Genomic DNA, 22,661 nt, shown 5'->3' with positions numbered 1-22,661 from the left:
GCAGTGAACGGCTTGGGCAGGAAGCCCAAGACCGGTGCCCAAGCAAAGCAGGGACAGCGCCGCGCCGGGATCGTTCGTCATCAAGGCGCGACATCAGGCGCATAGTCGAACTATGGAACGGTTGTCGCAACACAGAGGACGAACGAAAAGACAAGCAGGATGGTATATGTCATTTGACAGAAATCGCCTAAGCCCGCTGCGCGCGACGAATCAGCCTCCCCGAAGCATGTCGATAACGGGCCCCGTCTCAGGCCGGACCCCCCGCCACAGATAGAATGACTCGGCGGCCTGCTCCACCAGCATACCGGTTCCGTCGAACGCCTTGGCGGCACCCCGTTCCAGGGCCCAGCGTACGAACGCCGTGGGCCCGAATGCGTAGAACATGTCATAGGCGCACGCGTCGGGTAGCAGAACCTCTCCCGGAATCGGCGGTACCGTGCCGTCAATTCCGGTCGATGTTCCGTTGATGATCAGGTCGAAATGGCGGCCCGCAAGCTCATCGTAGCCGCAGGCCTCGATGTCCCCCACGTGGAAGAGCGCATCGCACAGTTCCCGCGCACGGGCCACGGTGCGATTCGCGATCACGAGCTTCGCAGGCCCCGCCCTCAGCAGGGGTTCCAGGACGCCACGCACCGCACCACCGGCACCGGCGATCAACACGTGCATGCCGGCTACCGCAATGCCGTTGTTGTCCGACAGGTCACGTAACAGTCCGGCACCGTCTGTGTTATCGCCACTGGTGGCACCATCAGGCCCGACGACGATCGTGTTGACCGCCCGGGCGATACCGGCGCGCTCGGACAACGCATCCACGAAATCACAGGCCTCGGGCTTGAACGGCACGGTCACGTTCAGTCCACGTCCCCCGGTAGCAATAAAACCGCGGACGGTTTCGGCGAATCCGTTCTCTGGCGCCTCCAGGGTCTCGTAACTCAACACCTCACCGGTCTGGCGAGCGAACGCGGCGTGGATTCGCGGCGACTTGCTGTGCGACACCGGGTGACCCACGACCGCGTATCGGTCCTTAAGACTCATCGTGCCGGACCCTCGCCTATCGGTCTCTCAACCACCCGGCAACCTCTTTTGCGTAGTATGTCAGGATCCCGTCCGCGCCAGCCCGCTTCATCGACAGCAGTGACTCGATGGCACACGCCCTTTCATCGAGCCAGCCCCGCTCGGCCGCCGCCTTGAGCATCGCGTACTCACCACTGACGTGATAAACGAATGTCGGGACTCCGAGCGCGTCTTTGACCCGGCGCACGATATCCAGATAGGGCAGTCCGGGCTTCACCATGACCATGTCCGCGCCCTCCTGAAGGTCCATGGAGACCTCCCGGATCGCTTCGTTCGAATTTGCCGGGTCCATCTGGTAACTGTACTTGTCCCCTCCCCCTAGATTCGACACGGAACCCACCGCGTCGCGAAAAGGTCCGTAGAAGGAAGAGGCGTACTTGGCGGAGTAGGCAAGTATCCGCGTGTTCTCGAATCCCTGCTGCTCGAGCGCGGTGCGTATCTCGCCGATGCGCCCGTCCATCATGTCGCTCGGTGCCACGACGTCCGCCCCGGCCTCCGCATGTGACAGAGCCTGCTTGACCAGCACCTTGACCGTGGGGTCGTTGACGACGTAACCCGTTTCGTCGAGCAGACCATCCTGGCCATGTACCGTGAAAGGGTCCAGTGCGACATCCGTGATCACCCCGAGTTCGGGGACCGACTCCTTGAGGTGCCTGGTGGCCCGTTGCACCAGACCGTCCGGGTTGTATGCCTCAGCGGCGTCTTCGGACTTCAGCACCCGGGAAATGACGGGAAACAATGCCAGGGCGGGGATGCCCAGTTCCCTCAGTTCATCGGCCTCCCGAATCAGTTGGTCGACGCTCAAACGCTCGATGCCCGGCATGGAGTCCACGGTTTCTCTACGGCCCTCCCCCTCGAGCACGAACACCGGATAGATAAGATCGCCGACTCCCAGGTCGTGCTCCCGCATCAGACGTCTCGAAAATCCGTCTCGCCGCATTCGGCGCAGGCGTGTACCGGGATACGTTCCTTGACTCACGGGCATGGTTCCCCTCCCAAGCAACAAAGCGAATCTGTGGATACCCGAATTGTCATACAACCGATCCGGAAAAGACAAAGTCCCTTTCGAAGTCGCCAACCGACCGATCCGCACCAATCTGGTGCGGATCGCTCGGCCACGATGGCGGGAGTCAGGTCACAACGATGCAGGCACATCTGGCCTCCCCTGACCGTGGGGGTTATTCTCTCACCATCGCCTGCCACCACGTAGGGTGAGACGGCGGCAAAATGCCTGCATATTGACGGTCATTCATTGCTAGGGGGACGGCCTGATGCGCTCACACTCTCGTTTTGCTTCTTATGTGATCCTCATCGCCGTGTTACTGGCAATACTCTTGAGCTCCACCGCAATGGCCCAGTCGGACCGAGTCTATCAATGGACCGATCCAAACGGCGTCGTCGTGTTTTCGGACGAGCCCCCTGACGGTGCCTCGACAAGTCCGCTGCGCACTATTGAGGTGCAACCGGTGACCGTGGTTCCTGCCTACCAACCTGCCCAGATCGAGAAAGCAAACGCGCAACCGGTCGAGCAACCAGTGCACAGAAGGGCACCGTACCAGTCCTTTACGGTCACTCGACCGGAAGACAACGAGGCGATACGGAAGAACTCCGGCGATATCCTGGTAGAGAGCCGTGTTGAACCCGGACTTTATCCCGGCGATGTCATCCGGGTCTACCTGGACGGGAAGTCGGTTGCCGAAAAGGCTGGCACGAGTTTCGATCTGCCCAATGTTGACCGTGGAACGCACACCCTCGAGGCCCGCATCTACGACGACCGGGGTAAGGCCCTGGCCGCGTCACAGCCGGTCCGGTTTACCGTCATCCGCACCTCGCTCCTGCACAACTCGCCCGGCGACGCAACCGTCCAACCCAGGGTGAAAATTACCAATCCGATCATCTACGGCGACTGACACATCGCACACAAATGGTGCAAACCTGAAATCGGCCCTGCGCCGATAGAGCCGGAATCCTGCTGCCAGGGGGGCTGGAATTGGCCCGTTAGTTGCATTGTTTTCAGCACAATGGCACCGTCGCAGGAAAAATCTATCCTCGAACAACTCGGCACCTCCGTCATGGTGCTGGACGACCAACTACGCATCGTATTCATGAACCCGGCAGCAGAGATGTTGCTCGGCTTAAGTTTCAGACGCGCCAGTGGGGAGTTGCTCGAGACCCTGGTTAGCTGCGATGGCGTTTCCTTTCAGGAGAGACTCTACGAGTATCTGTTGAGCGGTCGCACCTACACCGAACGGGAGCTTCGCCTCAGGCTCACCGACCAGCGCGAAGTCACCGTCGACTGTACCGTCGCACCTGTGGTCGAGGGCGATCTCGCACCGGCCGCGTTGATAGAAATCCAGCAGATCGACAGACACATGCGCATCAGCAGGGACAGCCACCAGTTGACCGAACTGAGTGCATCCCGGGAGATGATCCGCGGACTGGCGCACGAGGTCAAGAACCCGTTGGGGGGTATCCGCGGTGCGGCTCAGTTACTGCAGGAAGAGCTGGAAACCGACAACCTGCGCGAGTATACGCGGGTCATCATCGACGAGGCGGATCGTCTGCAAATTCTGGTTGACCGGATGCTCGGCCCGCCAAACCGGCCGCGCAAGACACACATCGATCTGCATGACATCCTGGAACACGTCTATCGACTGGTCGCGCGGGAAGCGCCCGCGGGCGTGAAACTCGCACGTGACTACGATCCCAGTATTCCGGAAATCTTCGCCGACAGGGATCTGCTGGTCCAGGCATTCCTGAATATCGCGCGAAACGCCATGCAGGCTGTCGGAAGCGAAGGAAAGATTGTGTTCAGATCCAGGGTGCTTCACAAGTACACCATTGCCAGCAAACGACACCGCCTGGTCGCGAATGCCGGCATCATCGACAACGGGCCCGGTATTCCCGTGCATCTGCAAAGCAGGGTTTTCTACCCCATGGTTACGATGCGCGAGGGCGGAACCGGTCTCGGTCTGTCACTCGCCCAAGAGTTCGTCCGTCAGCATGAGGGGGTGATCGAACTGGACTCGCGTCCCGGACGTACCAGCTTCCGTGTGCTGATCCCCGTGAGAAGCAATAACGACGGGGAGACCGACTGAGATGGGGCAACCGTGCCGAGTATGGGTCGTGGACGACGATCGCTCTATTCGATGGGTCCTCCAGAAGGCCCTGGCCAAGGCGGACATGGACGTGCGGGTATTCAACACCGCGGACCACGCCCTGGGTGCCCTGGGCAGGGAGGAACCCGGCGTCATCATCACCGACATCCGCATGCCCGGCACTCAGGGCCTCGAGCTGCTGGATCGGGTCAATGCGGAATACCCGGACCTCCCGGTCATCATCATGACGGCGCATTCCGATCTCGATCATGCCGTGTCCGCCTATCAGCACGGGGCGTTCGATTACCTGCCAAAACCCTTCGATATCGGCGAGGCTGTGGATCTCGTACGCCGGGCGTGCAAATCCCGCAGTGGCGAGTTCGAGGCGGAAACACAGGCCGAACAGCAGGCGCCGACGATCATCGGCGAGGCCCCTTCGATGCAGGAGGTCTTCCGCGCGATCGGCCGGCTTTCGCGATCGAATATCACGGTTCTCATCACCGGCGAGTCCGGCACCGGCAAGGAACTGGTGGCCCAGGCGCTGCATCGCCACAGCCCACGCGCGTCCAAGCCCTTTATCGCCCTGAATACGGCCGCGATCCCAAGGGACCTGCTGGAATCCGAGCTGTTCGGTCACGAGAAAGGGGCCTTTACCGGCGCCCAGGGGCTGCGCCGGGGCAGATTCGAGCAGGCCGACGGCGGAACCCTGTTCCTGGATGAGATCGGCGACATGCCTGCAGAACTACAGACCCGTCTGCTGCGGGTGCTGGCCAACGGCGAATTCTATCGTGTCGGCGGCCATGTCCCGATACGAGGCAACGTCAGGATCATCGCGGCTACCCACCAGGACCTCGAAGCAAGGGTCTCGGAAGGCCTGTTCCGGGAAGACCTGCTGCACCGGCTCAACGTCATTCGAATTCATGTCCCCGCGTTGCGGGACCGCCGCATGGACATCCCCGAGCTGCTGCGCTTTTTCCTTTCCCGCGCCGCTGCCGAACTCCAGGAAGAACCCAAGACACCCAGCCCTGAAGTCGTGGAATTCCTCTCCAGGCTTCCTTGGCCGGGTAACGTTCGGCAACTGCAGAATACCTGCCGCTGGTTGACCGTGATGGCGGCGGGCAGCGATATTCACCTGGAAGACCTGCCGCCCGAATTGCGTTCCTCGAGCCCGGACAGCCCGGGCGGCTGGCAGGAGTCGATGGCCCGCTGGGCAAACGATCGTCTGGAGGCCGGCGAGGGAGACATCGCGACTCGGGCGATACGGGATGCCGAACGGGTCCTCATAGAAACCGCCCTCGAACACACCGGCGGCAGACGCCGGGATGCGGCGCGCCTGCTGGGCTGGGGACGCAATACGCTCACCCGCAAGATCAAGGAATTGAACCTCAACGACAACGCCGGCGGCGATCGCACCGACAGCGAGGAAAAAACAGAGACCGCCTGAGTACACCCCGGATCAGGGGTTGCGGGCGCGGTTGGGGCCGGCGCAAACAGGTCGCCTCAACGTATGCCGTCTTCAGCGTTTGGCGCTGGACGGGCTCCGGGGACGAACACGCTCCACCGGCGAGGATCAGCGACAGGCCCCGTCACATCCGTGGAGTTCGAGCGTCCCCGTCAACTGACCGACGCTGCTCAACCCCTGCTCGCGGAGGTAGTTCGCGATGCCGCGGTTGACCTCGCCGCAAACAAGCGGGTTGTAGAACAGGGCCGTCCCTATCCCCACGGCGTCCGCTCCGGCGATGATGAATTCCAGTGCGTCTTCAGGGCTCATAATCCCCCCCTGGCCGATGATGGGTATGCCGTGTTCTCGCGCGACCTGATAGACCTGATGCACCTTGAACAGTGCGATCGGTTTGATCGCGGGCCCCGAAAGTCCCCCCTGGTCGTTACCGATCACGGGTCGGCGGGTTGCGATGTCGATCGACATCCCCATCAGGGTGTTGATGACGGCGAATGCATCGGCACCGGCATCGATGCACCGGCGCGCATTGTCCTGTATATCGGTCTGATTAGGCGAGAGCTTGACGATCAGCGGCTTCTCGGTCACCTCACGGCAGACCTCGACCACGCGCGCGGACATCTCGGGATCGTTACCGAACGCCACTCCGCCTTCCTTGACGTTGGGGCAGGAGATGTTGATTTCGACGGCATCGATCGGTGAGGCATCGAAGCGCCGTGTGACCCGGCGGTACTCATCGACGGTCGATCCAGAAACGTTGGCAATATAACGCGTCTCGGCAAAATCCAGTCCAGGAAGGATCCTGTCGACGACATGATCGACGCCGGGATTCTGCAGGCCGATCGCGTTCAACATCCCCCCGGGGGTCTCGCAGACCCGATGGGGCGGGTTGCCGAGACGGGGCTCTGCGGTCGTACCCTTGAGACATACCGCCCCCACCTCTTCGTTGGAAAACCCCGCCACCCGCGTATACTCTTCCCCGAAGCCGACGCAACCCGACAGCAATATGATGGGGGTGGATAGGCGCATACCGCAGAAATCCACGGTCAGTCCGGACAGCCTTTGCTTCTCATCCGCCATGTTTCACGTCGTCCTCTTTGAGCCCGAGATCCCGCCCAATACAGGGAACATCATGCGTCTGTGCGCGAACACGGGCACGGCGCTACACCTGATCCGGCCGCTGGGATTCGATCTCGATGACCGCCGCCTGCGCCGGGCGGGTCTGGATTACCGGGAATGGACACGGGTCACGGAACACGGATCCCTGAACGAATTCCTGGGGGCGGTGAAGCCCGCCCGAACGCTGGCATTTTCCACCCGGGGTTCCCGCCTGTATCACGAGGTGCACTACCGCTCGGGCGATGCCCTTGTCTTCGGGCCGGAGACCCGCGGCCTTCCCCGGCGTATCCTCGAAGATGCGGGCCCCCTCCATACCCTCCGTATCCCCATGGCACCGGACGGCCGGAGTCTCAACCTCTCCAATGCGGTTGCGATCGTCGTCTACGAGGCGTGGCGGCAGTGCGGGTTTGCCGGCAGCAGCGAAACGGGCGCCGACGCCGCGACGCCCTGATCGGAGGCTCGATCCGCGCACGCGGTTGGATCCACCGCGAGGAACTGTCGGCCCCGGCGTTCAGGAGACATCCGATAATCGCCAGACGTTCTCCTGCTTGACACTTCGTCTCAAGAGGTCGGCAACCGCCGCACCCGGATCACGCCGCTCGGCGAGGATTGAATAGACCTGCTGGCAGATCGGCAACTCGATCTCGACACCGCCGGCAATCCGCATCACTACCTCAGCCGTCCCCCGCCCTTCGATTGCCTGACCGATCTCGCGAGAGGCCTCCTCGGCCGACTGACCCCGGCCCATGGCGAGCCCGAAACGACGGTTGCGTGACTGGTCGTCGGTACAGGTAAGCACGAGGTCTCCCATGCCCGACAGCCCTATCAGCGTGCCCAGCTCTGCCCCCAGCTTCCTGCCCAAGACCATGATCTCGTGCAGTCCACGGGTAATCAGGGCCGCCCGGGCGTTGGCGCCGAACCCCAGTCCGTCCGATATCCCGGCGGCAATCGCTAGCACGTTCTTCACGGCCCCGCCAAGTTCGACACCGAGCACATCGGGGCTCGTGTAGATCCTGAATGTCTCGGCGTGAAACAGCGAGGCACCGATGCGCGCGACGTCGGCTTCCTCCGACGCAACCGTCACCGCCGTAGGCAATCCAATCGCCACCTCGCGCGCAAACGATGGGCCCGACAATAAAGCGCAGTGCGTGCCCGCCCCCATCTCCCGGTCGATCACCTCGTGCAACCAGTTGCCAGTCCCCTTTTCGATCCCCTTGGTTGCCCATATAATGACAGGGAGACGCCCTCCCGACAGGGCCTGCTTCACGGCTCTCAGCGTCTCACGGAATGCCGAGGTCGGTACGGCGATCACGATCGAGTCCACACCGTCCAGTACGCGCGCGAGATCACCACTGGCCAACAGGCCGCGGGGCAGTTCGACTCCCGGCAGGTAACGCGGGTTTTCCCTTCGCGACTGCATCTCGTCGGCAAAAGCCGAGGATCTGCCCCAGAGGCGGGTCTCGTGGCCATTCAGCGCCAGACGCACCGCCAGCGCCGTTCCCCAGGAGCCTGCGCCGAGTACAGCGCAGGTGCGCTCGTCAGACATCGGTTTGAATAGCGCAGAACGGCGCCAGCAAACCACTCGCGCACACGGGCCGGACCGCCTTCAGTGCGCGGTGGGAGGTGTATCGGACGTGCCTTCCTGTCTGGCGGCCTGCTGCAGATGCTGCGAGTACAATGCGTCAAAATTGACGGGCGCCAGCAGAAACCCCGGGAACCCCCCTTTCGAGATGAGGTCGGCGATCGCTTCACGCGCAAAGGGAAACAGGATGTTCGGACAATAACTGCCCAGCATGTGCCCCAATTGCGCCTCGTTGAAACCCCGCAGGGTAAAGACGCCGGCCTGTTTCAACTCGACCAGGTAAGAGGTCTTCTTCTCCATGCTCGTCGTCACCGTAATGTTCAGGGACACTTCGTGGATAGCTTCCTGGATCTTGCGGGTTTCCGTACCCAGCTGAACGTTGGTTTCCGGCTTCCACGCTCCGGTAAAGATATCGGGGACATTCGGTGCCTCGAACGAGACATCTTTCAGGTACAGCTTTTGGATCTCGAAGATCTGCTGTGGGACATCCCGGCTAGGAGCTTCACTCATGACCTTATGTTTCTCGCATCGTCGATTGTTCGCTATTCACGCTATCCACCTGCGCCGCCCCGAACCGCGGCGCCTATTTGGCCACCTTGGGCAGATTGGCGTTGTCCCAGGCCGCGATTCCGCCACGTAGATTCGACACGTTCTTGAAGTTGTTCTTTAGCAGTATGTTTCCCGCGCCGCGTGATCGCGAGCCGGTCCGGCAATAGGTCACGACCGGTCTGTCCGAGTACTTCGCCAGTTCCCCGACCCGTTGCTTCAACGTGCTCAGGGGGATGTGCTTGGAATTCTGAATACTGCCCTGCACACGCTCGGCGTCTTCCCTGACGTCCAGCATCAGGGCATTGTCGTGATTGATCAGTCGAACGGCCTCCTGGGGAGAAATGTCCTTGAATCCCGAGGTAAACCTGCGAAACTCGGTCCAGACCACCATGGCCAACACCAGACCCAGCACCGCGAAGAGCGCTGTGTGATTCCCCACGAATTCCACGAACTGTTCCATCGTACCGATTGCCGTTGTCCGGGTTACACCGACTCGCAAGAACCGCCGACCGCTCCCCACCGGGGACACTTGCCGGACAAAGCGATTCGCCTGAGATCAGACCCATGGGCCTGGTGTGCCCCATCCTCGGGCGGTTCCTCGAGGCCGGTTAAGATACCATGGATCACCTTGTTTCAGGGAGTCATCGCGGGCCGGGGCCTGACGGGATCGGACTCGAATGAGTACGACGCGAGGGACAATGACGCAGACGGTGCGGGAAAAGACCGGCAGCCCGGCCCGCTTCTCCGATCAGGGTCGGAACTATACCCGTCACGGACAGGTATATCACCAAATTTCGTCCGCCGCGGGGCCGCTCCGGCCTTTTTTTCAGACAATCGAGCGGATGTAGCGACGTCTCCCATCCGAACCGAGAACCTATGGTCTGGGCGACGCGATCCCCGGTAACCTCCAACTCCGTCGTTGCAATTTCAGGTAGAGTCGCTGCCTATCCTGGCGCGACTGGAACCGCTGGCCACGGATGGCTCCCGGTTTTCCCTCGCTAAGTGGGTACAGCTGACGCAGATGCTGCTGTAACTGTCTCTGCTTTTCGCGCTGACGCGACAGCCGGGAGTTCAGATCTCGCGTTACGGCGGGGGGTGTCGGTGGCTGAAACTCGCGGTATACCTCCTGCTCCCGCCTCAGTTCCGCCCGTTGCTGCTGAATCTGCGCTTCCATATCCCAGAAGACCGAGAAATCCCGACCGAACGCGGCATTCGGATGCATTCCGACAACGTCGGCGGTGATCAGGACCATGAACCAGGACCGCCATGGTCCGATTCCGGCGAACAGGGTCCTGAAAACCGCGCCGGGACGGGTTCGGGTATTTTGGTTTCGCGTTTCCCCGTCACGGCTGGGCTGAGAATGGATTCGCTTCACAGAATTCGGCGCCCCGGCCGACTATGCTCTCCCGACGCCGCCATCAGCTGGCAACCATGCGCGGCCCAATCGGGCATCACCCGGCCTGAAACTATCGTCTGGACAACTGGAGAGGATGATCAACATGCAGAATACACCCACCATCGAACATCCGGAAGCACGCTTCTTCGTAATGAACCGATCTGAGGACCACTGGATACGCCTGAGCAAGGAATATTCCAGCAGAATGGATGCGGAAAAGGCGCTCGAGAAATTGCGCCTTATTTATCCTTTTGCCAGACTCGGTGGCTCGCGGACCAATTAGTCCTCGATCCCAATGCGATCGAAAGGCAAGGCCGGCAGCGTGGGTTTGCGTCAAGGGGACAGGGAAGCAGCGGGACAGCAGTCATGAATCGAAGAAAGCACCCGGACAGGCGCCAACCGGGGCCCACACCGAAATTTCCGTTTCGGGACGATCAGGGTCATTGGATCTGTGAAGATCGGCGGAAAATCGCCAGCCGCAGAATGAGCGACTTTGATCTGGAACCGCTTTGGGAGAAGGTGCAGAGGCGCCAGCTCTGATCTGAATGCCCCGGAAAACCGGGTTTGCGCGCCGGATCCGTCAGCGGCGGGTTTTCGATCGCCGCGCGCATCTCATTGATGTCCGGGCGCAACGACAAGCAAATGCCGGCCGACGGAACCGGCTCCACAGGGAGTCGGTTCCACCGGTTCCACTGGATGGAAGTGATCCACCGGGGAGGCATCGAGATCACGTAGGTGCCTCGACCCCGGCCCGCGCTATGCAGCAAACTCGCTACGGAGTTTCTTGATCGCCGCCTTTTCAAGCTGGCGGATTCGTTCGGCAGAGACCGAGTAGCGTCGTGCCAGAGATTCCAGTGTTTCCTTACTGTCCCCTAGCCAGCGGCTAGCAAGGATATCGCGGCTACGCTCGTCGAGAGTTTCCAGCGATTCGTTCAACCTGCGCTCCTGGAACGCCCGCAGATCCTCCCTCTCGTTGATATCACTCGGACCGTACTGCTGATCCTCCAGATAACTGGCCGGCGCCAGCATCGACTCGTGCTCCTCGCCCGGCTCCGGGTCGTAGGCAATGTCCCTGCCTCCCAGGCGCCTTTCCATTTCCATCACCTCGTCGGCACTCACACCGAGATCGGTGGCAACGGCATCGATCTCCTTTCGATTCAGCCAGCCTAGGCGTTTATTGCGACTTCGCAGGTTGAAGAAAAGCTTACGCTGCGCCTTGGTCGTAGCCACCTTGACGATCCGCCAGTTGCGCAGTACGAATTCGTGTATCTCCGCTCGGATCCAGTGCACCGCGAAGGACACCAGACGGACATTCAGATCGGGATTGAAGCGCTTGACGGCCTTCATCAGACCGACATTCCCCTCTTGGATAAGGTCGGCCAGTGCCAGCCCGTATCCCGTATACCCGCGCGCTACGTGCACCACAAAGCGCAGATGGTGCGTGACCAGTGTTCTGGCTGCGTCGAGATCGTTGTGATCCCGATAGCGCATACCGAGTGTCCTCTCTTCCTCGGCCGAAAGTACCGGTAGCCGGTTTGCAGCCGTGATATAGGCATCCAGGTTTCCTACCGGAACCAGGTTGGTCGACTGTGCCCTAACAAGCGCCTTGGTCATCTTGTCGTCATACCCCCCATTCTCTGTGTACAAAATATTCATTAAGCGCCCATATTAGCACTCCAGCCATAAGAGTGCTAAGGTCGGAATTGGTTCCATTCAAGCGGATTATTGATCATGCACCTGCATGGAGGCCCTGATTTGACGATGCATCAGATAAGGAAACCCGCGTAACCCTGGGCCATACTAAAATAGATGTTGTCCGGCCGAATCACGGCCGTTAAGTGGTCGCGGATGACCACAGCGCATTGCAATTACTCGTCGCACCTCGATAAGAAACGACCGCAGGCCATGGGAAAAAAGATCTCCAAACTCGGCGAGAAGCTTTTCGGCGAACGTCGCGGTACCGAGCGCCGCAGGTTCGGGCCGGCACCGAAGTACCCCTTCTATGACAATAACGATGTCCTCGTGAAATCCAACCGGCGACGAATCGTCGACCGCCGTATACAGTCCTTCGATGCCTCCGCCGAAATTGTGCACCTTCACCTCAGTTATCTGGACATTGCCGGCGTACTGGAGCCATCCGGTGTCACCGTGACCCTGGGCCGTGATCCGGAATGCGATCTGCGAATTCAGACGGAATTCTCGTCCAGAAAGCATGCGACCATCAGTTTTCGGGGTGGCAGCTACCAGATAGAAGATCACAGCAGGAACGGTACCTATATCTTCCTGTGGGACGAAAACGAACTCCACATCACGGGAGCGAAAATGGAGCTGTCCGGATCGGGGACCATCAGCCTGGGCACCCCGCGGGCATATGCCGGCCAGGATATTATCCGATTCTCGATGCGACGAACGTAGTACGCCACCCTTGTCTGCCGCTAATTCCCCTGCTTTTCGAGCAGCAAGGACCTGGCTGTCATTTCCGGAGGCTGCGAAAGCCCCATGACCGGAATCGGCCTCAGGGCTTGCCTTCACTATCCGGTTTTCCCGAGGCCTCGCTTTCATTTTCCTCCCGCTCCGCAGCGTCCAGTTCGGCCTCCATTTCCTCGTCGGACAATGGCCGAGATTCCTCGTCCGCCTCCGTATCCGAACCACCGGCTTTTCTGCGCACCACGCGGCGTGAGAAGACAAGACCGATTTCGAAGAGCAGCCAGACCGGCAGCGCCAGCAGGGTCTGCGAAATGATGTCCGGGGGCGTCAGAAGCATACCCACCACGAACGCCCCGACAATGACGTAGGGCCGTTTCTCGGAAAGGGCCTCCGGCGTGGTGGCACCGAAGCTGACCAGTACCACCGTCACGATCGGCACCTCGAAGGCAATTCCGAACGCCAGAAACACGACGATGACGAAATCGAGATACTTTCCGATATCCGTCATGACCGACACTCCTTCGGGGGCGGCGCTGGTGAAAAAGCCGAACACCAGGGGGAACACGACGTAGTAGGCGAATACCATACCCAGGTAGAACAATACGGTCCCGGAAACGATGATCGGTAACGCCAGGCGTCTTTCGTGGCGATACAACCCCGGCGCCACAAAGGACCAGAGCTGATACAGCAGATAGGGCACGGCAATGACAACGGCCAGCAACAGCGTCAGCTTGAACGGGATCAGAAACGGGGAAGCCACTTCGATGGCGATCATCGAGCTGCCTTCCGGGAGGTGTTTGGTCAGTGGTCCGGAGAGAAAGGTGTAGATCTGGTTGGCGAACGGGAAAAGCGCCAGAAAGACGGCGAGAATAGCCAGGACGGACCGTAGCAATCGGTCACGAAGTTCAATGAGGTGTGAAAGGAAGGTGTCCTCCTTCCCTCCTGCATCACTTTCCGTTTGACGGTTTTGTGTCATCGGAACGGCTTGCGTGTTGCTCTGCGGTGTCTTTTTCCGGTGCCGACACTGCGTCCGGGTCGTCTACCTCCTCGATCTGGTCCTCAATAGCCTTTACCAGATGGGTCGTATCGTCAAGTTCGGACCGAAGATCCGACTGGGCATCGTTCAGCATACCCTTGAGTTCCTGGATCTCGCCCTGCTGCTTGTCCAGCATCTGTCGCATCTCCTCGGCGTGGAATTCCCGGCGGATATCCGACTGGACGCTACGGGCGAATCGTTTGGCCTTGCCGACCCATCCGCCAACCTTGCTCGCAAGTCCAGGCAACCGCTCGGGCCCGACCACGAGCAGCGCCACTACCATGACGACCATGATTTCCCAGAAGCCGAAATCGAACATCCAGGTGTCTCTCCTACTTGGACCCGCAGGTCAGGATCCGTGACTCACACCTTGTCCTTGTCCCTGGATTCGACCTTACCGTCGACGACGTCGTCGACGGGACCTTCGATCCGTCCAGGTTCCTTGCCCGCGACGTTCTCGTCCTTCTGTGACTCCTTCATCGATCCCTTAAAGTTCTTGATAGCAGTCCCGAGGTCCCCGCCGATATTGCGCAGCTTCTTGGTGCCGAAAAGCAATACCACGATCGCCAGAACGATCAGTAACTGCCAGATACTGATTCCGCCAAATCCCATAACCAACCTCCGTTCATCGTGAAACGCGCCTGGCCTTTTCGGTCAATCCCGACACGCCGAACCGTGAGTCCAGCTCCGACAGTACCTGTCGTGCCGTGAGATCTTCATGCGCGAGCAATACCAGGCAATGAAACCAGAGATCCGCGATCTCACTGACGATCCGCTCGCCGGACCCGTCTTTCGCCGCCATGACCACCTCGACGGCCTCTTCTCCGACCTTCTTGAGAATGGCGTCGATGCCCTTTTCGTACAGACCCGCCACATAAGAGGATCCCGGATCCGCGGACTTCCGCTGCTCCAGCACCGAACCCAAGCGCTCAAGGACCTCGCAGTCAGCCATTTTCCGATTCAGCACCATCGATTTTCCGCTGCCAGTGTCGTCTGTCGCGGATCGCCGCGGGCCGTGCGCGCCATCACAACCGGGTATGCTCCGGCAAGCGAGTCAGAAACCCACCGGTCACCAGTTGAATCGACGAGGACGGATACCACGGAACACGCGAGGCAGGCCGGCGAATGGTCGCACTACCTCGTCATCCGACGCTAATGGACTCTCGAGGCCTTCAATACGTTAGCTTACCACAGGGCAGCTGACACGACTCGCCACCGGCGGTCGCCCCGTCACAGGCGTACCTGAACACCACGCGCCGCCATATATTCCTTGGCCTGACGAATGGTGTACTCGCCAAAATGAAAAATGCTCGCCGCCAGTACGGCATCTGCCTCTCCCGCGGTCACGCCATCTACCAGGTGCTGCAGGTTACCCACACCGCCAGAGGCGATCACAGGGAGACGGAGCGCACCACCGATGGCCCGCGTCAGCTCCAGGTCGAAACCGGACCGTGTACCATCTCGGTCCATGCTTGTCAGCAGGATCTCGCCGGCCCCGAGCCGCTCCATCTTCCCCGCCCACTCCACGGCATCCAGACCGGTCGGCTTGCGTCCCCCGTGGGTAAAGATCTCCCACCTCGGCGGATCCGAAGCCACCTGCTTGGCGTCGATCGCGACCACGATGCACTGGGATCCAACCTTGTCCGCCGCCTGCTGGACAAAGTCCGGATTGAACACCGCGGCGGTATTGATCGCGACCTTGTCCGCACCCGCGGTCAGCATGAGTCGAATGTCCTCGACCTTGCGGATTCCACCGCCCACAGTCAAAGGGATGAACACCTCGGCGGCGACCTCCTCCACCACGTGCACGATGGTGTCGCGGTCGTCGGAACTGGCCGTGATATCGAGGAAGGTAATCTCGTCGGCACCTTCCCTGTCGTAACGCTCGGCCACCTCAACGGGATCGCCGGCATCGACGATATCCACGAAGCGAACACCCTTGACCACACGTCCGGCATCGACATCGAGGCAGGGAATGATCCGTTTGGCAATCGTCATGACTCAGCCAACCTACCGCAGCTTGGAGTACACCCGGATCCCGCAGGTCTCACCCTCGACCGGTTCGTCCATCTGCAACTTCCTGCGCCTTGGCCAGATCAATCGTTCCCTCGTAGAGTGCGCGCCCGATGATCGCCCCCTCGATGCCGTCCTCCTCCCTGTCCATCAGGGCCAGGATATCGTCCATATTGGTAACACCGCCCGAGGCGATGACAGGAATCTTCAACTGGCTCGCCAGCTCCGCCGTCGCCTCCACATTCACGCCCTTCATCATTCCATCCCTATTGATGTCGGTGTAGACGATCGCCGCGACGCCATCTTCCTCGAAATGCATCGCCAGATCGTTCACGTCGTGGTGGGAAAGCTTTGACCAACCATCGATGGCCACCTTCCCGTCCCTGGCGTCCAGACCGACGATGATATGCCCGGGAAATTCCATACACAGGTCGTTGACGAAATGCGGAGCGCTCACTGCACGCGTTCCAATGATCGTGTACTGCACACCGGCCTCCAGGTAGGCCTGCACGGCGTCTTCGTCCCTGATCCCTCCGCCGACCTGGATCGGAACTTCGGGGTGGTTCGACGCGATCTCGCGGATGATCCCGGCGTTGACCGGGGAGCCGGCCGCGGCCCCATCGAGATCGACGATGTGAAGACGCCTGGCGCCGGCCAGGACCCATCTTTGCGCCATCTGAACGGGATCCTCCGAGAACACCGTCACGTCCTCCATGTCGCCGCGTCTAAGTCGAACACACTTGCCGTCCTTGAGGTCGATGGCGGGTATCAACAACATTGGATCGCTCCCCTGACAGGTATGGGTAAACGGTTCACTGTCCATCCCAACGGGTGAAGTTTTCCAGCAGCTTCAGCCCACCGTCCGCGCTCTTTTCGGGATGACACTGCATGGCGAATATGTTGTCTTGTGCGATCACGGAAGTGAACCGGATTCCGTAGTCGGTAACACCGGCGACCGGGTCCGGGTTTGCCGGGACGACATAATAGCTGTGTACGAAGTAGAAATAGCTGTCCTGCTCGACCCCGCGCCACAACGGGTGCTCGCGTGTCTGGTGGATCGTGTTCCACCCCATGTGCGGGATCTTGTACCGCAGTCCCTGACGGAACTCCCCGATCTCGTCCCCGAAATATCGTACATTGCCGGGGAACACACCGATGCAGGGCGTTCCGCCGCTTTCGTCGCTGTGCTCGACTAGCACCTGCATACCGACGCAGACGCCAAGAAACGGCTTGTTCGCTGACGAATCCCTGATCGCTTCGGTCAGACCAGCCGCATGCAGGGCGTTCATGCAATCCCCGGCGGCTCCCTGACCCGGGAACACCACGCGGTCCGCCTTCAGGACCGTTTCCGGATCCGCCGTCACCACCACGCGCATTGCGGGTGGCGCCACGTGATCGAGCGCCTTGGCGACGGAACGCAGGTTTCCCATGCCGTAGTCTATGATCGCGATCGTGCTCGTCATGCTGACCTGCCCGCTGGTGACGATGTCCCGACGAGAGCGACCTCGCCGTCCTGACCGCGGGTCACAGGCTGCCCTTTGTGCTGGGCAGCCGGTTCTGCATCCGTTCGTCCCGCGCCACGGCCATGCGCACAGCACGCCCGAAGGCCTTGAATATGGTTTCCGCGATGTGGTGCGCATTCGCGCCGCGCAGGCTGTCGATATGCAAGGTGGCGCGTGCATGGTTCACGAAGCCCTGAAAGAATTCGTGGACAAGATCAACATCGAATTCGCCGATACGGGCCCGGGGATAGTCGGCATGATATTCCAGCCCGGGTCGCCCGGAGAAATCGATGACGACCCGTGACAGCGCCTCGTCAAGCGGGACGTAGGCGTGACCATAGCGAACGATGCCCTTCTTGTCGCCAAGCGCCTCGGAGAACGCCTGACCCAGTGAGATACCGACGTCCTCGACCGTGTGGTGCGCATCGATGTGCAGGTCACCTTTCGCGGTAATTTCAAGGTCAACGAGCCCATGGCGGCACACCTGATCCAGCATGTGCTCGAGAAACGGCACCCCGATGTCGAACTTCGCATTGCCGGAGCCATCGAGGTTCGCGTTCACCTCGATCTGGGTCTCCAGTGTATTGCGCGCAACCCTCGCAACGCGCTCGTTCCCGCTCATCCCAGCCTCCTTTGCACACCACCCGGCGCTCGACCGCGGCACGGGAGGTAGCGTCGCGTCCGGGGAAATCGGACGAAGCACCTCCCCGCCGACAGCGACCGAACGGCTCATTTTAGCATTTCATCACCTTCGTGTTCGTTCGGCGTGCGGGCGCATCCCCTCACGGCGTACCGGGACACCGCGATAACCTCGCCAACTCCTAAGATTCGCGAGATTCGCGGTTGGATTTCCGGCGATGGGGCTCACGCTCCCCCGGGAGCCACTCGCAATCGGAAGGTCACCGGGCCATCGTTGACGAGGTGGACCTGCATATCCGCCCCGAACCGGCCGACTTCGACACGTTGATGCGTCGCACGCGCGCGCGTCACGAAGTACTTGAACAGCCTCTTGCCCTCCATCGGCCCGGCCGCGGAGGAGAACCCGGGCCGCATGCCGCGCCCGGTGTCCGCCGCCAGTGTGAACTGGGGAACCAGCAGCAGAGCACCGCCGACATCGGTCACGCTGAGATTCATCCGGCCCCGATTGTCGCCGAAAAGGCGAAACCCGAGCACTCGCTCCAGCATCCGATCGGCCTGGCGATCGGCATCGAGGCGCTCGATCCCGAGGAAAACGAGCACTCCCTTGTCGATGCGGGCGATGGTTTCGCCCTCGGTTACGACACTAGCATCGAGCACGCGCTGAAGTAGCGATATCACTTGAACCCCCGGGCCTTCCGTCTATCGCGGTGTCTGTCCGCCCCCGGCCGGGTACACGGTACGCACTACCAGGGTAAAGGGGTGATCTACGCACGGGTAGCAAGACGTTACTAGGAAATATCCTACAACAACCGACCATCTCCTCCTACAGCGCGCGCATCGTAAACCCGATACTCGCCCCGGTCGCAAACCAGCACAATAAAACTCGACGTCAGGGATTGACGGCAAAGGGAACACCCGATGTGCCTCGGCCAAGGAAATCAAGCCGGTGTGCGTCGGGCAAGGACCCGGGTCGCGTCGGCCAGGGATGGTCGGCACAACGACCCGATCGGCAGCGACAGGCAAGGACGCCTGGCACTCGCCGAACAAGGACGTCGCCCGCGAGGCAAAGGGATTCGCCTCGCGAGCACTTATGGACTCAAGGTTTCGGTCCCCTTCGTTATGATGGGGACACCCCGGGACAAGGACGTGCCGGGGTTTTTTTTGTGGTTGTCCCCGCCCCGATTTCCGAGTCTGACTTGCACCGGCAATGCCTGTGCGATTATCTTGCTGAAATGTCCGGCTGGGTGAAGCTTCCACGCAGACTCGCCCGCCTGAGCGGCAAGGCGTTGTCCGATTTCTCGATGATCCATGACGGCGACCGGATTCTTCTCGGTCTCTCCGGAGGAAAGGACTCGCTGTCCCTGCTGCACGTTCTCCGGCACTTCCAGCGCCACGCACCGATCCGGTTCCATTTCGCCATCATCACCATCGATCCGATAAGCGGTTCCTTCGATCCGTCGGCCCTGCTTCCCTACACCAGGGAGCTGGGTATCGAGCACCACTATCGCCGCGAACCGATCCTGGACATCGCGCAGACCCACATGGGCAAGGACTCATACTGCGCGTTTTGCGCACGCATGAAACGCGGGCTGATATATGACACGGCGCGTCGCCAGGGATACAACGTGATCGCCCTCGCCCAGCACCTCGACGATCTTGCGGAAAGCTTTCTCATGTCTGCGCTGCACGGCGGCAAGCTGAAGACGATGAAGGCGCACTATCGCATCGACGCGGGGGACCTGCGCGTCATCAGACCGCTGGTCTATGTCAGGGAACGCCAGACTGCCGCATTCGCAGCGGAAAATCATCTCCCGGTGGTTGCCGAGAACTGTCCCGCCTGCTTCTCCGTGCCGACGGAGAGGCAACACATGAAAGCACTGCTGCGTGCAGAGGAGGGACGTAACCCGCTGGTCTTCAAATCGCTGCTATCCACGCTGAAACCACTCATGGTCGAGGGCCTGGAGGACGCGACATCGATACAGAATCCGCTGCGAACGACGGCGTCGACTGATATGCGCGGCCCGATCCACCCCGGAAATGCCGACGGTGATTCCCCCTGAATACGCTCCCACTGGGAACGGTCCAGGCAGGCTCGCGACAGACTGCCCGTCAACCGCTGCGCGCAACGACACCGGGATTCAGCGCCGGCAGGCCTTTCGGCGCAGAGCGCCGACCGCCGAATTTAAGGAAACGCATCGGGCGTAGTTCACGCTTGAAATCCGCTTTCCACTGCTCGAAATCGAGCGGAGCACTTCCGTACATCGCGCCTTCCAGTTGATGGGTCAGTTCCCAGATCGCGGTGGCGTGGGCCCCGGGGTGACTATCGATGACACATTGCATCAGACCGTGCGAGGTCAACTGATCGGAAATCCTCATGTGCTTACTGGCAATGAAACGGAACGCGTGACACCATTCGGTGGGGTCGGTCTCATCATCGATGCACCTCAGGCAGTACCACAAACGAAGCGGCTTCGGCACCAGCACCACGATGCGACGATGAATATAATGCATCAGGCGTTGCGGGCGAACCCTGGCCGCCACGGAGCGCGACGCCGCCCTTACACCCTCGAACAGGCGCCGCACGGGGCGTGAGACGCCCTGGGAGATCCGACGCCCCAGGGTCGACCCCCTCAGCCCGATGGTCACCCAGTACAGAATGCTGCCCACCAGAATGATCAGGAACGGAATCCATATGGGCGGCAGGTAACCGCCCGCCCCGCCTCTCGTCCCATCACGGGTACCGAGCGCGACCAGGCGGGTAACCGGCAGGACGGACTCCTCCTTCAGGCCGGTATCGACATTGAACCAGCCAATTCGAATCTCCGGCAACTGCAGCCCCCCGGCCTGACGCGGAACCAGCGTATAGCTCTCGGACCTGACACCGATCAGTGTTCGTCCCTCATTGACCAGCGACTGCTCGGTGGTCACCGACTCGCGATAGACCTCGTAACCCTGCCCGTGAAGCAGGGGCTCGAGGGACGGCAGACGACTACCCGGCGCGCCTACCGCCTTGAGTTGCAGATGCAGACTGACCGGCTTGCCTTCAGCCACGGCCGCTTCGTCATCGATCTTGCCCTCGAGTTTCAACCCCCTGAGCGGTAGCCAGGGTACAACTCCCGGCTCGGCGGGCAGGACGTTCAGTTCAAGCGCGTTTGTGGCGGTAACGTCAAACCAAGTCCCACGCTGACGCTGTCCGGCACCCGGCCATCTGCTCGTGTCAGCGAGGGTGCCGGTGAAACGGATCGGCTCCACCGTGACCGAGCCGCTGGCAATTGGCGTCAGTACGTAGCGGTATTCGTTGATGATTTCCGATTTGCCGTTACGAATACGCATGCTCGTCAGGGGACCTTCAAGTTTTTCCCAGACGACCCCGCCGGTGTTGGACACAATGGGTCTCAGCGTCTTCAGGTTCTGGTCGCTGACAACCCTGGCGGTGTACACCAGCCCCTGATTCACGTATGCGGTGGAATCCGCCAGCACCTGCTCCACCCTGGGCGCGGATCGTGGTGCCTGACGCCCGGAGGTGAGCTGGGACGGGTAACCGGGCGGGTAACCGGATTGGGATACCAGTATCGCCCGGTTCCCGATCAGTCCGGGATTGGTGACACGGGTCAAGGTGTTTGGGGTTCCGGGATAGTAACCGGCACCCGCGCGCTGCTGCGCAGATACAGTCCAGCGGTCCGACACCGTCCTTCCCGCGGCTTGTGCCAGGCTGCCCAACAGGCTCAGCAGCATGCACAAGATGCAGAAGGTGCGTGCCTCTCGTCGGGCGATCGGCAATATTGATTGCCGGATGACTATGTCTACCATGGTCTCGTCTCCACCAAAGGCGCCCTGTACTTCAGTCTCGCCTTTTGCTCGTCCAGTCTGAATTGATTGCGCAACAGCGCCGAGGCATCCCCCTCGATCTGATCCAGCCAATAATCCATCAGGAGTATCAGCTGATCCGGCGCCCCTGCTGTATCACCCGTACCCGGGACTTCCCCCGGGCGCTCATCCTCGGTATCCATTCCCTTCTGATCGAATTCGGTCGCGGCGCTGGAAAGCTGATCACCGAGCCGATCGCGCTCGTCTTCGCCGCGACCTGTATCGGCATCGGGCCGCGTCCGGTCGCCGCCAGATTCTTCCTCATCCGAATGTAACGGGTCATCCCGCCCGGGAACTTGATCCTCGTCAAGTCTGGAGGATTCGCCCGATTCCGCCTGATCGTCACTCTTTCCGGCATCCTGACGATCCTTCTCGCCCCTGTCGCCCTCGCTCGATGCCTCCTCCTCATCCCCGGAATCGCTTCGCTCGTCTCGCTCCGCGGAGTCGCCACGGGGTTCCTTTTCTTCATCTTTACCCTCAGAGGCGGTCTGTTCGCGTTCTTCATCGCCCTCTGCATCGGTCTTTCGCTTCTGATCGGGCTCCCCCCCAGCGGACTCGTCATCGCTTTCTTTCTGCTGCTCTCCCGATTCCTGTTCGTCTGCCCGACTCTCGTCCGTCGAGTCCTCGCGAGACTTCGCTCCCGCTGACGTATCGTCCCGCTCTTCCTCGTCGCCGGTCCCCTCCTCACTCACCTCAGACGAGGAACCGGAGCCCTCCTTGTCATCCTGGGCTTGTCCGCTCTGCTCTTCGCTCTGCTGCTCTCCGGATTGCTGCTCGTCGCTTTCCTCCGACTCACCTCCCTGCTGCTCCTGCTCCTGCTCCTGCTGCTCCTGCTCCTGCTCCTGCTGCTCCTGCTGCTCCTGCTGCTCCTTCTGCTCCTTCTGCTCCTTCTGCTCCTGC

General features: G+C 60.9%; 25 protein-coding genes and 1 pseudogene. 8 read left to right on the top strand and 18 right to left on the bottom strand.

All coding sequences use genetic code 11. From position 1 onward, the window contains the following. Positions 1–210: 210 nt before the first annotated feature. Both aroE and hemB read right to left on the bottom strand, forming a co-directional pair. Entirely contained in the window at positions 211–1,035 is an 825-nt protein-coding gene (gene aroE / locus LJE91_00315) for a shikimate dehydrogenase (GenBank protein ID MCG6867207.1), read from the bottom strand. 16 nt (positions 1,036–1,051) lie between these two features. Next, a complete protein-coding gene (gene hemB / locus LJE91_00310; protein MCG6867206.1) occupies positions 1,052–2,059 on the bottom strand; it encodes a porphobilinogen synthase in 1,008 nt (335 codons plus the stop codon). A gap of 286 nt (positions 2,060–2,345) precedes the next feature. On the opposite strand from hemB, the gene LJE91_00305 reads away from it, so the two are divergent. From LJE91_00305 to ntrC, 3 genes are all read left to right on the top strand, one after another. Further along, complete coding sequence (locus tag LJE91_00305) at positions 2,346–2,984, top strand: DUF4124 domain-containing protein (protein MCG6867205.1); 639 nt, start codon at positions 2,346–2,348, stop codon at positions 2,982–2,984. Positions 2,985–3,095: 111 nt separating this feature from the next. After that, complete coding sequence (gene glnL / locus LJE91_00300; GenBank protein MCG6867204.1) at positions 3,096–4,172, top strand: nitrogen regulation protein NR(II); 1,077 nt, start codon at positions 3,096–3,098, stop codon at positions 4,170–4,172. Position 4,173: 1 nt separating this feature from the next. Continuing rightward, the gene (gene ntrC, locus LJE91_00295) at positions 4,174–5,616 is read left to right on the top strand and encodes a nitrogen regulation protein NR(I) (protein MCG6867203.1); all 1,443 of its coding nucleotides are present in this window, start codon (positions 4,174–4,176) and stop codon (positions 5,614–5,616) included. A 126-nt stretch (positions 5,617–5,742) separates the two neighbouring features. Here ntrC and LJE91_00290 read toward each other — a convergent pair whose 3' ends face one another. Continuing rightward, a complete protein-coding gene (locus tag LJE91_00290; GenBank protein ID MCG6867202.1) occupies positions 5,743–6,711 on the bottom strand; it encodes a dihydroorotate dehydrogenase in 969 nt (322 codons plus the stop codon). Here LJE91_00290 and trmL point away from each other — a divergent pair. After that, on the top strand, positions 6,710–7,201 hold the full coding sequence (gene trmL / locus LJE91_00285) for a tRNA (uridine(34)/cytosine(34)/5-carboxymethylaminomethyluridine(34)-2'-O)-methyltransferase TrmL (GenBank protein MCG6867201.1): 492 nt from the start codon (positions 6,710–6,712) through the stop codon (positions 7,199–7,201). The two genes, LJE91_00290 and trmL, sit on opposite strands and share 2 nt — an antisense overlap. Before the next feature lie 60 nt (positions 7,202–7,261). Here the strand turns inward: trmL and LJE91_00280 are convergent, their stop codons facing one another. The 3 genes from LJE91_00280 to LJE91_00270 all read right to left on the bottom strand — a co-directional run bounded on the left by LJE91_00280 (position 7,262) and on the right by LJE91_00270 (position 9,341). Further along, complete coding sequence (locus tag LJE91_00280) at positions 7,262–8,296, bottom strand: NAD(P)-dependent glycerol-3-phosphate dehydrogenase (GenBank protein MCG6867200.1); 1,035 nt, start codon at positions 8,294–8,296, stop codon at positions 7,262–7,264. A 60-nt stretch (positions 8,297–8,356) separates the two neighbouring features. Next, entirely contained in the window at positions 8,357–8,842 is a 486-nt protein-coding gene (gene secB / locus LJE91_00275; GenBank protein MCG6867199.1) for a protein-export chaperone SecB, read from the bottom strand. Positions 8,843–8,915: 73 nt separating this feature from the next. Next, a complete protein-coding gene (locus LJE91_00270; GenBank protein MCG6867198.1) occupies positions 8,916–9,341 on the bottom strand; it encodes a rhodanese-like domain-containing protein in 426 nt (141 codons plus the stop codon). A gap of 1,030 nt (positions 9,342–10,371) precedes the next feature. Between LJE91_00270 and LJE91_00265 the strand changes: the two genes are divergently transcribed. Both LJE91_00265 and LJE91_00260 read left to right on the top strand, forming a co-directional pair. Next, positions 10,372–10,560, top strand: a complete 189-nt coding sequence (locus LJE91_00265) for a hypothetical protein (protein MCG6867197.1) — start codon at positions 10,372–10,374, stop codon at positions 10,558–10,560. A gap of 281 nt (positions 10,561–10,841) precedes the next feature. Continuing rightward, complete coding sequence (locus tag LJE91_00260) at positions 10,842–11,012, top strand: hypothetical protein (protein MCG6867196.1); 171 nt, start codon at positions 10,842–10,844, stop codon at positions 11,010–11,012. A gap of 21 nt (positions 11,013–11,033) precedes the next feature. Here LJE91_00260 and rpoH read toward each other — a convergent pair whose 3' ends face one another. Continuing rightward, complete coding sequence (gene rpoH, locus LJE91_00255; GenBank protein MCG6867195.1) at positions 11,034–11,891, bottom strand: RNA polymerase sigma factor RpoH; 858 nt, start codon at positions 11,889–11,891, stop codon at positions 11,034–11,036. Between the two features lie 291 nt (positions 11,892–12,182). Between rpoH and LJE91_00250 the strand changes: the two genes are divergently transcribed. After that, positions 12,183–12,692, top strand: coding sequence for an FHA domain-containing protein (locus tag LJE91_00250; protein MCG6867194.1), 510 nt, complete (start codon positions 12,183–12,185; stop codon positions 12,690–12,692). A gap of 238 nt (positions 12,693–12,930) precedes the next feature. Here the strand turns inward: LJE91_00250 and tatC are convergent. The 9 genes and pseudogenes from tatC to dtd all read right to left on the bottom strand — a co-directional run bounded on the left by tatC (position 12,931) and on the right by dtd (position 18,572). Next, positions 12,931–13,680, bottom strand: a pseudogene (gene tatC, locus LJE91_00245) (twin-arginine translocase subunit TatC). Next, the gene (tatB, locus tag LJE91_00240) at positions 13,652–14,059 is read right to left on the bottom strand and encodes a Sec-independent protein translocase protein TatB (GenBank protein MCG6867193.1); all 408 of its coding nucleotides are present in this window, start codon (positions 14,057–14,059) and stop codon (positions 13,652–13,654) included. Before tatB ends, tatC begins: the two are co-directional and overlap by 29 nt. 44 nt (positions 14,060–14,103) lie before the next feature. Continuing rightward, complete coding sequence (locus tag LJE91_00235; protein MCG6867192.1) at positions 14,104–14,352, bottom strand: Sec-independent protein translocase subunit TatA; 249 nt, start codon at positions 14,350–14,352, stop codon at positions 14,104–14,106. A 13-nt stretch (positions 14,353–14,365) separates the two neighbouring features. Further along, positions 14,366–14,692 (bottom strand): phosphoribosyl-ATP diphosphatase, encoded by a 327-nt coding sequence (locus LJE91_00230; GenBank protein ID MCG6867191.1) that lies wholly within the window; start codon positions 14,690–14,692, stop codon positions 14,366–14,368. 278 nt (positions 14,693–14,970) lie between these two features. Further along, on the bottom strand, positions 14,971–15,738 hold the full coding sequence (gene hisF / locus LJE91_00225) for an imidazole glycerol phosphate synthase subunit HisF (GenBank protein ID MCG6867190.1): 768 nt from the start codon (positions 15,736–15,738) through the stop codon (positions 14,971–14,973). Between the two features lie 49 nt (positions 15,739–15,787). After that, entirely contained in the window at positions 15,788–16,531 is a 744-nt protein-coding gene (gene hisA, locus LJE91_00220) for a 1-(5-phosphoribosyl)-5-[(5-phosphoribosylamino)methylideneamino]imidazole-4-carboxamide isomerase (GenBank protein ID MCG6867189.1), read from the bottom strand. Positions 16,532–16,565: 34 nt separating this feature from the next. Beyond that, positions 16,566–17,216, bottom strand: coding sequence for an imidazole glycerol phosphate synthase subunit HisH (gene hisH / locus LJE91_00215; GenBank protein ID MCG6867188.1), 651 nt, complete (start codon positions 17,214–17,216; stop codon positions 16,566–16,568). A gap of 61 nt (positions 17,217–17,277) precedes the next feature. Continuing rightward, the gene (gene hisB / locus LJE91_00210) at positions 17,278–17,877 is read right to left on the bottom strand and encodes an imidazoleglycerol-phosphate dehydratase HisB (protein MCG6867187.1); all 600 of its coding nucleotides are present in this window, start codon (positions 17,875–17,877) and stop codon (positions 17,278–17,280) included. A 242-nt stretch (positions 17,878–18,119) separates the two neighbouring features. Further along, on the bottom strand, positions 18,120–18,572 hold the full coding sequence (gene dtd / locus LJE91_00205; protein ID MCG6867186.1) for a D-tyrosyl-tRNA(Tyr) deacylase: 453 nt from the start codon (positions 18,570–18,572) through the stop codon (positions 18,120–18,122). A gap of 554 nt (positions 18,573–19,126) precedes the next feature. On the opposite strand from dtd, the gene LJE91_00200 reads away from it, so the two are divergent. After that, positions 19,127–19,954: a tRNA 2-thiocytidine biosynthesis protein TtcA gene (locus LJE91_00200; GenBank protein MCG6867185.1), complete on the top strand. Its 828-nt coding sequence runs from the start codon at positions 19,127–19,129 to the stop codon at positions 19,952–19,954. Positions 19,955–20,003: 49 nt separating this feature from the next. Here LJE91_00200 and LJE91_00195 read toward each other — a convergent pair whose 3' ends face one another. Together LJE91_00195 and LJE91_00190 are read right to left on the bottom strand one after the other, a co-directional pair. Beyond that, positions 20,004–21,704, bottom strand: a complete 1,701-nt coding sequence (locus LJE91_00195) for a hypothetical protein (GenBank protein ID MCG6867184.1) — start codon at positions 21,702–21,704, stop codon at positions 20,004–20,006. Beyond that, positions 21,698–22,661, bottom strand: a 964-nt coding sequence (locus LJE91_00190; GenBank protein MCG6867183.1) for a hypothetical protein, incomplete at its 5' end; no start/stop codon positions are given. The genes LJE91_00190 and LJE91_00195, both read right to left, overlap by 7 nt.

This window comes from Gammaproteobacteria bacterium, assembly GCA_022340215.1.
Classification (GTDB): Bacteria; Pseudomonadota; Gammaproteobacteria; order JAJDOJ01; family JAJDOJ01; genus JAJDOJ01.
Note: the sequence above shows the minus strand (reverse complement) of the source record. Positions and strands in the feature narration are given on the sequence as shown.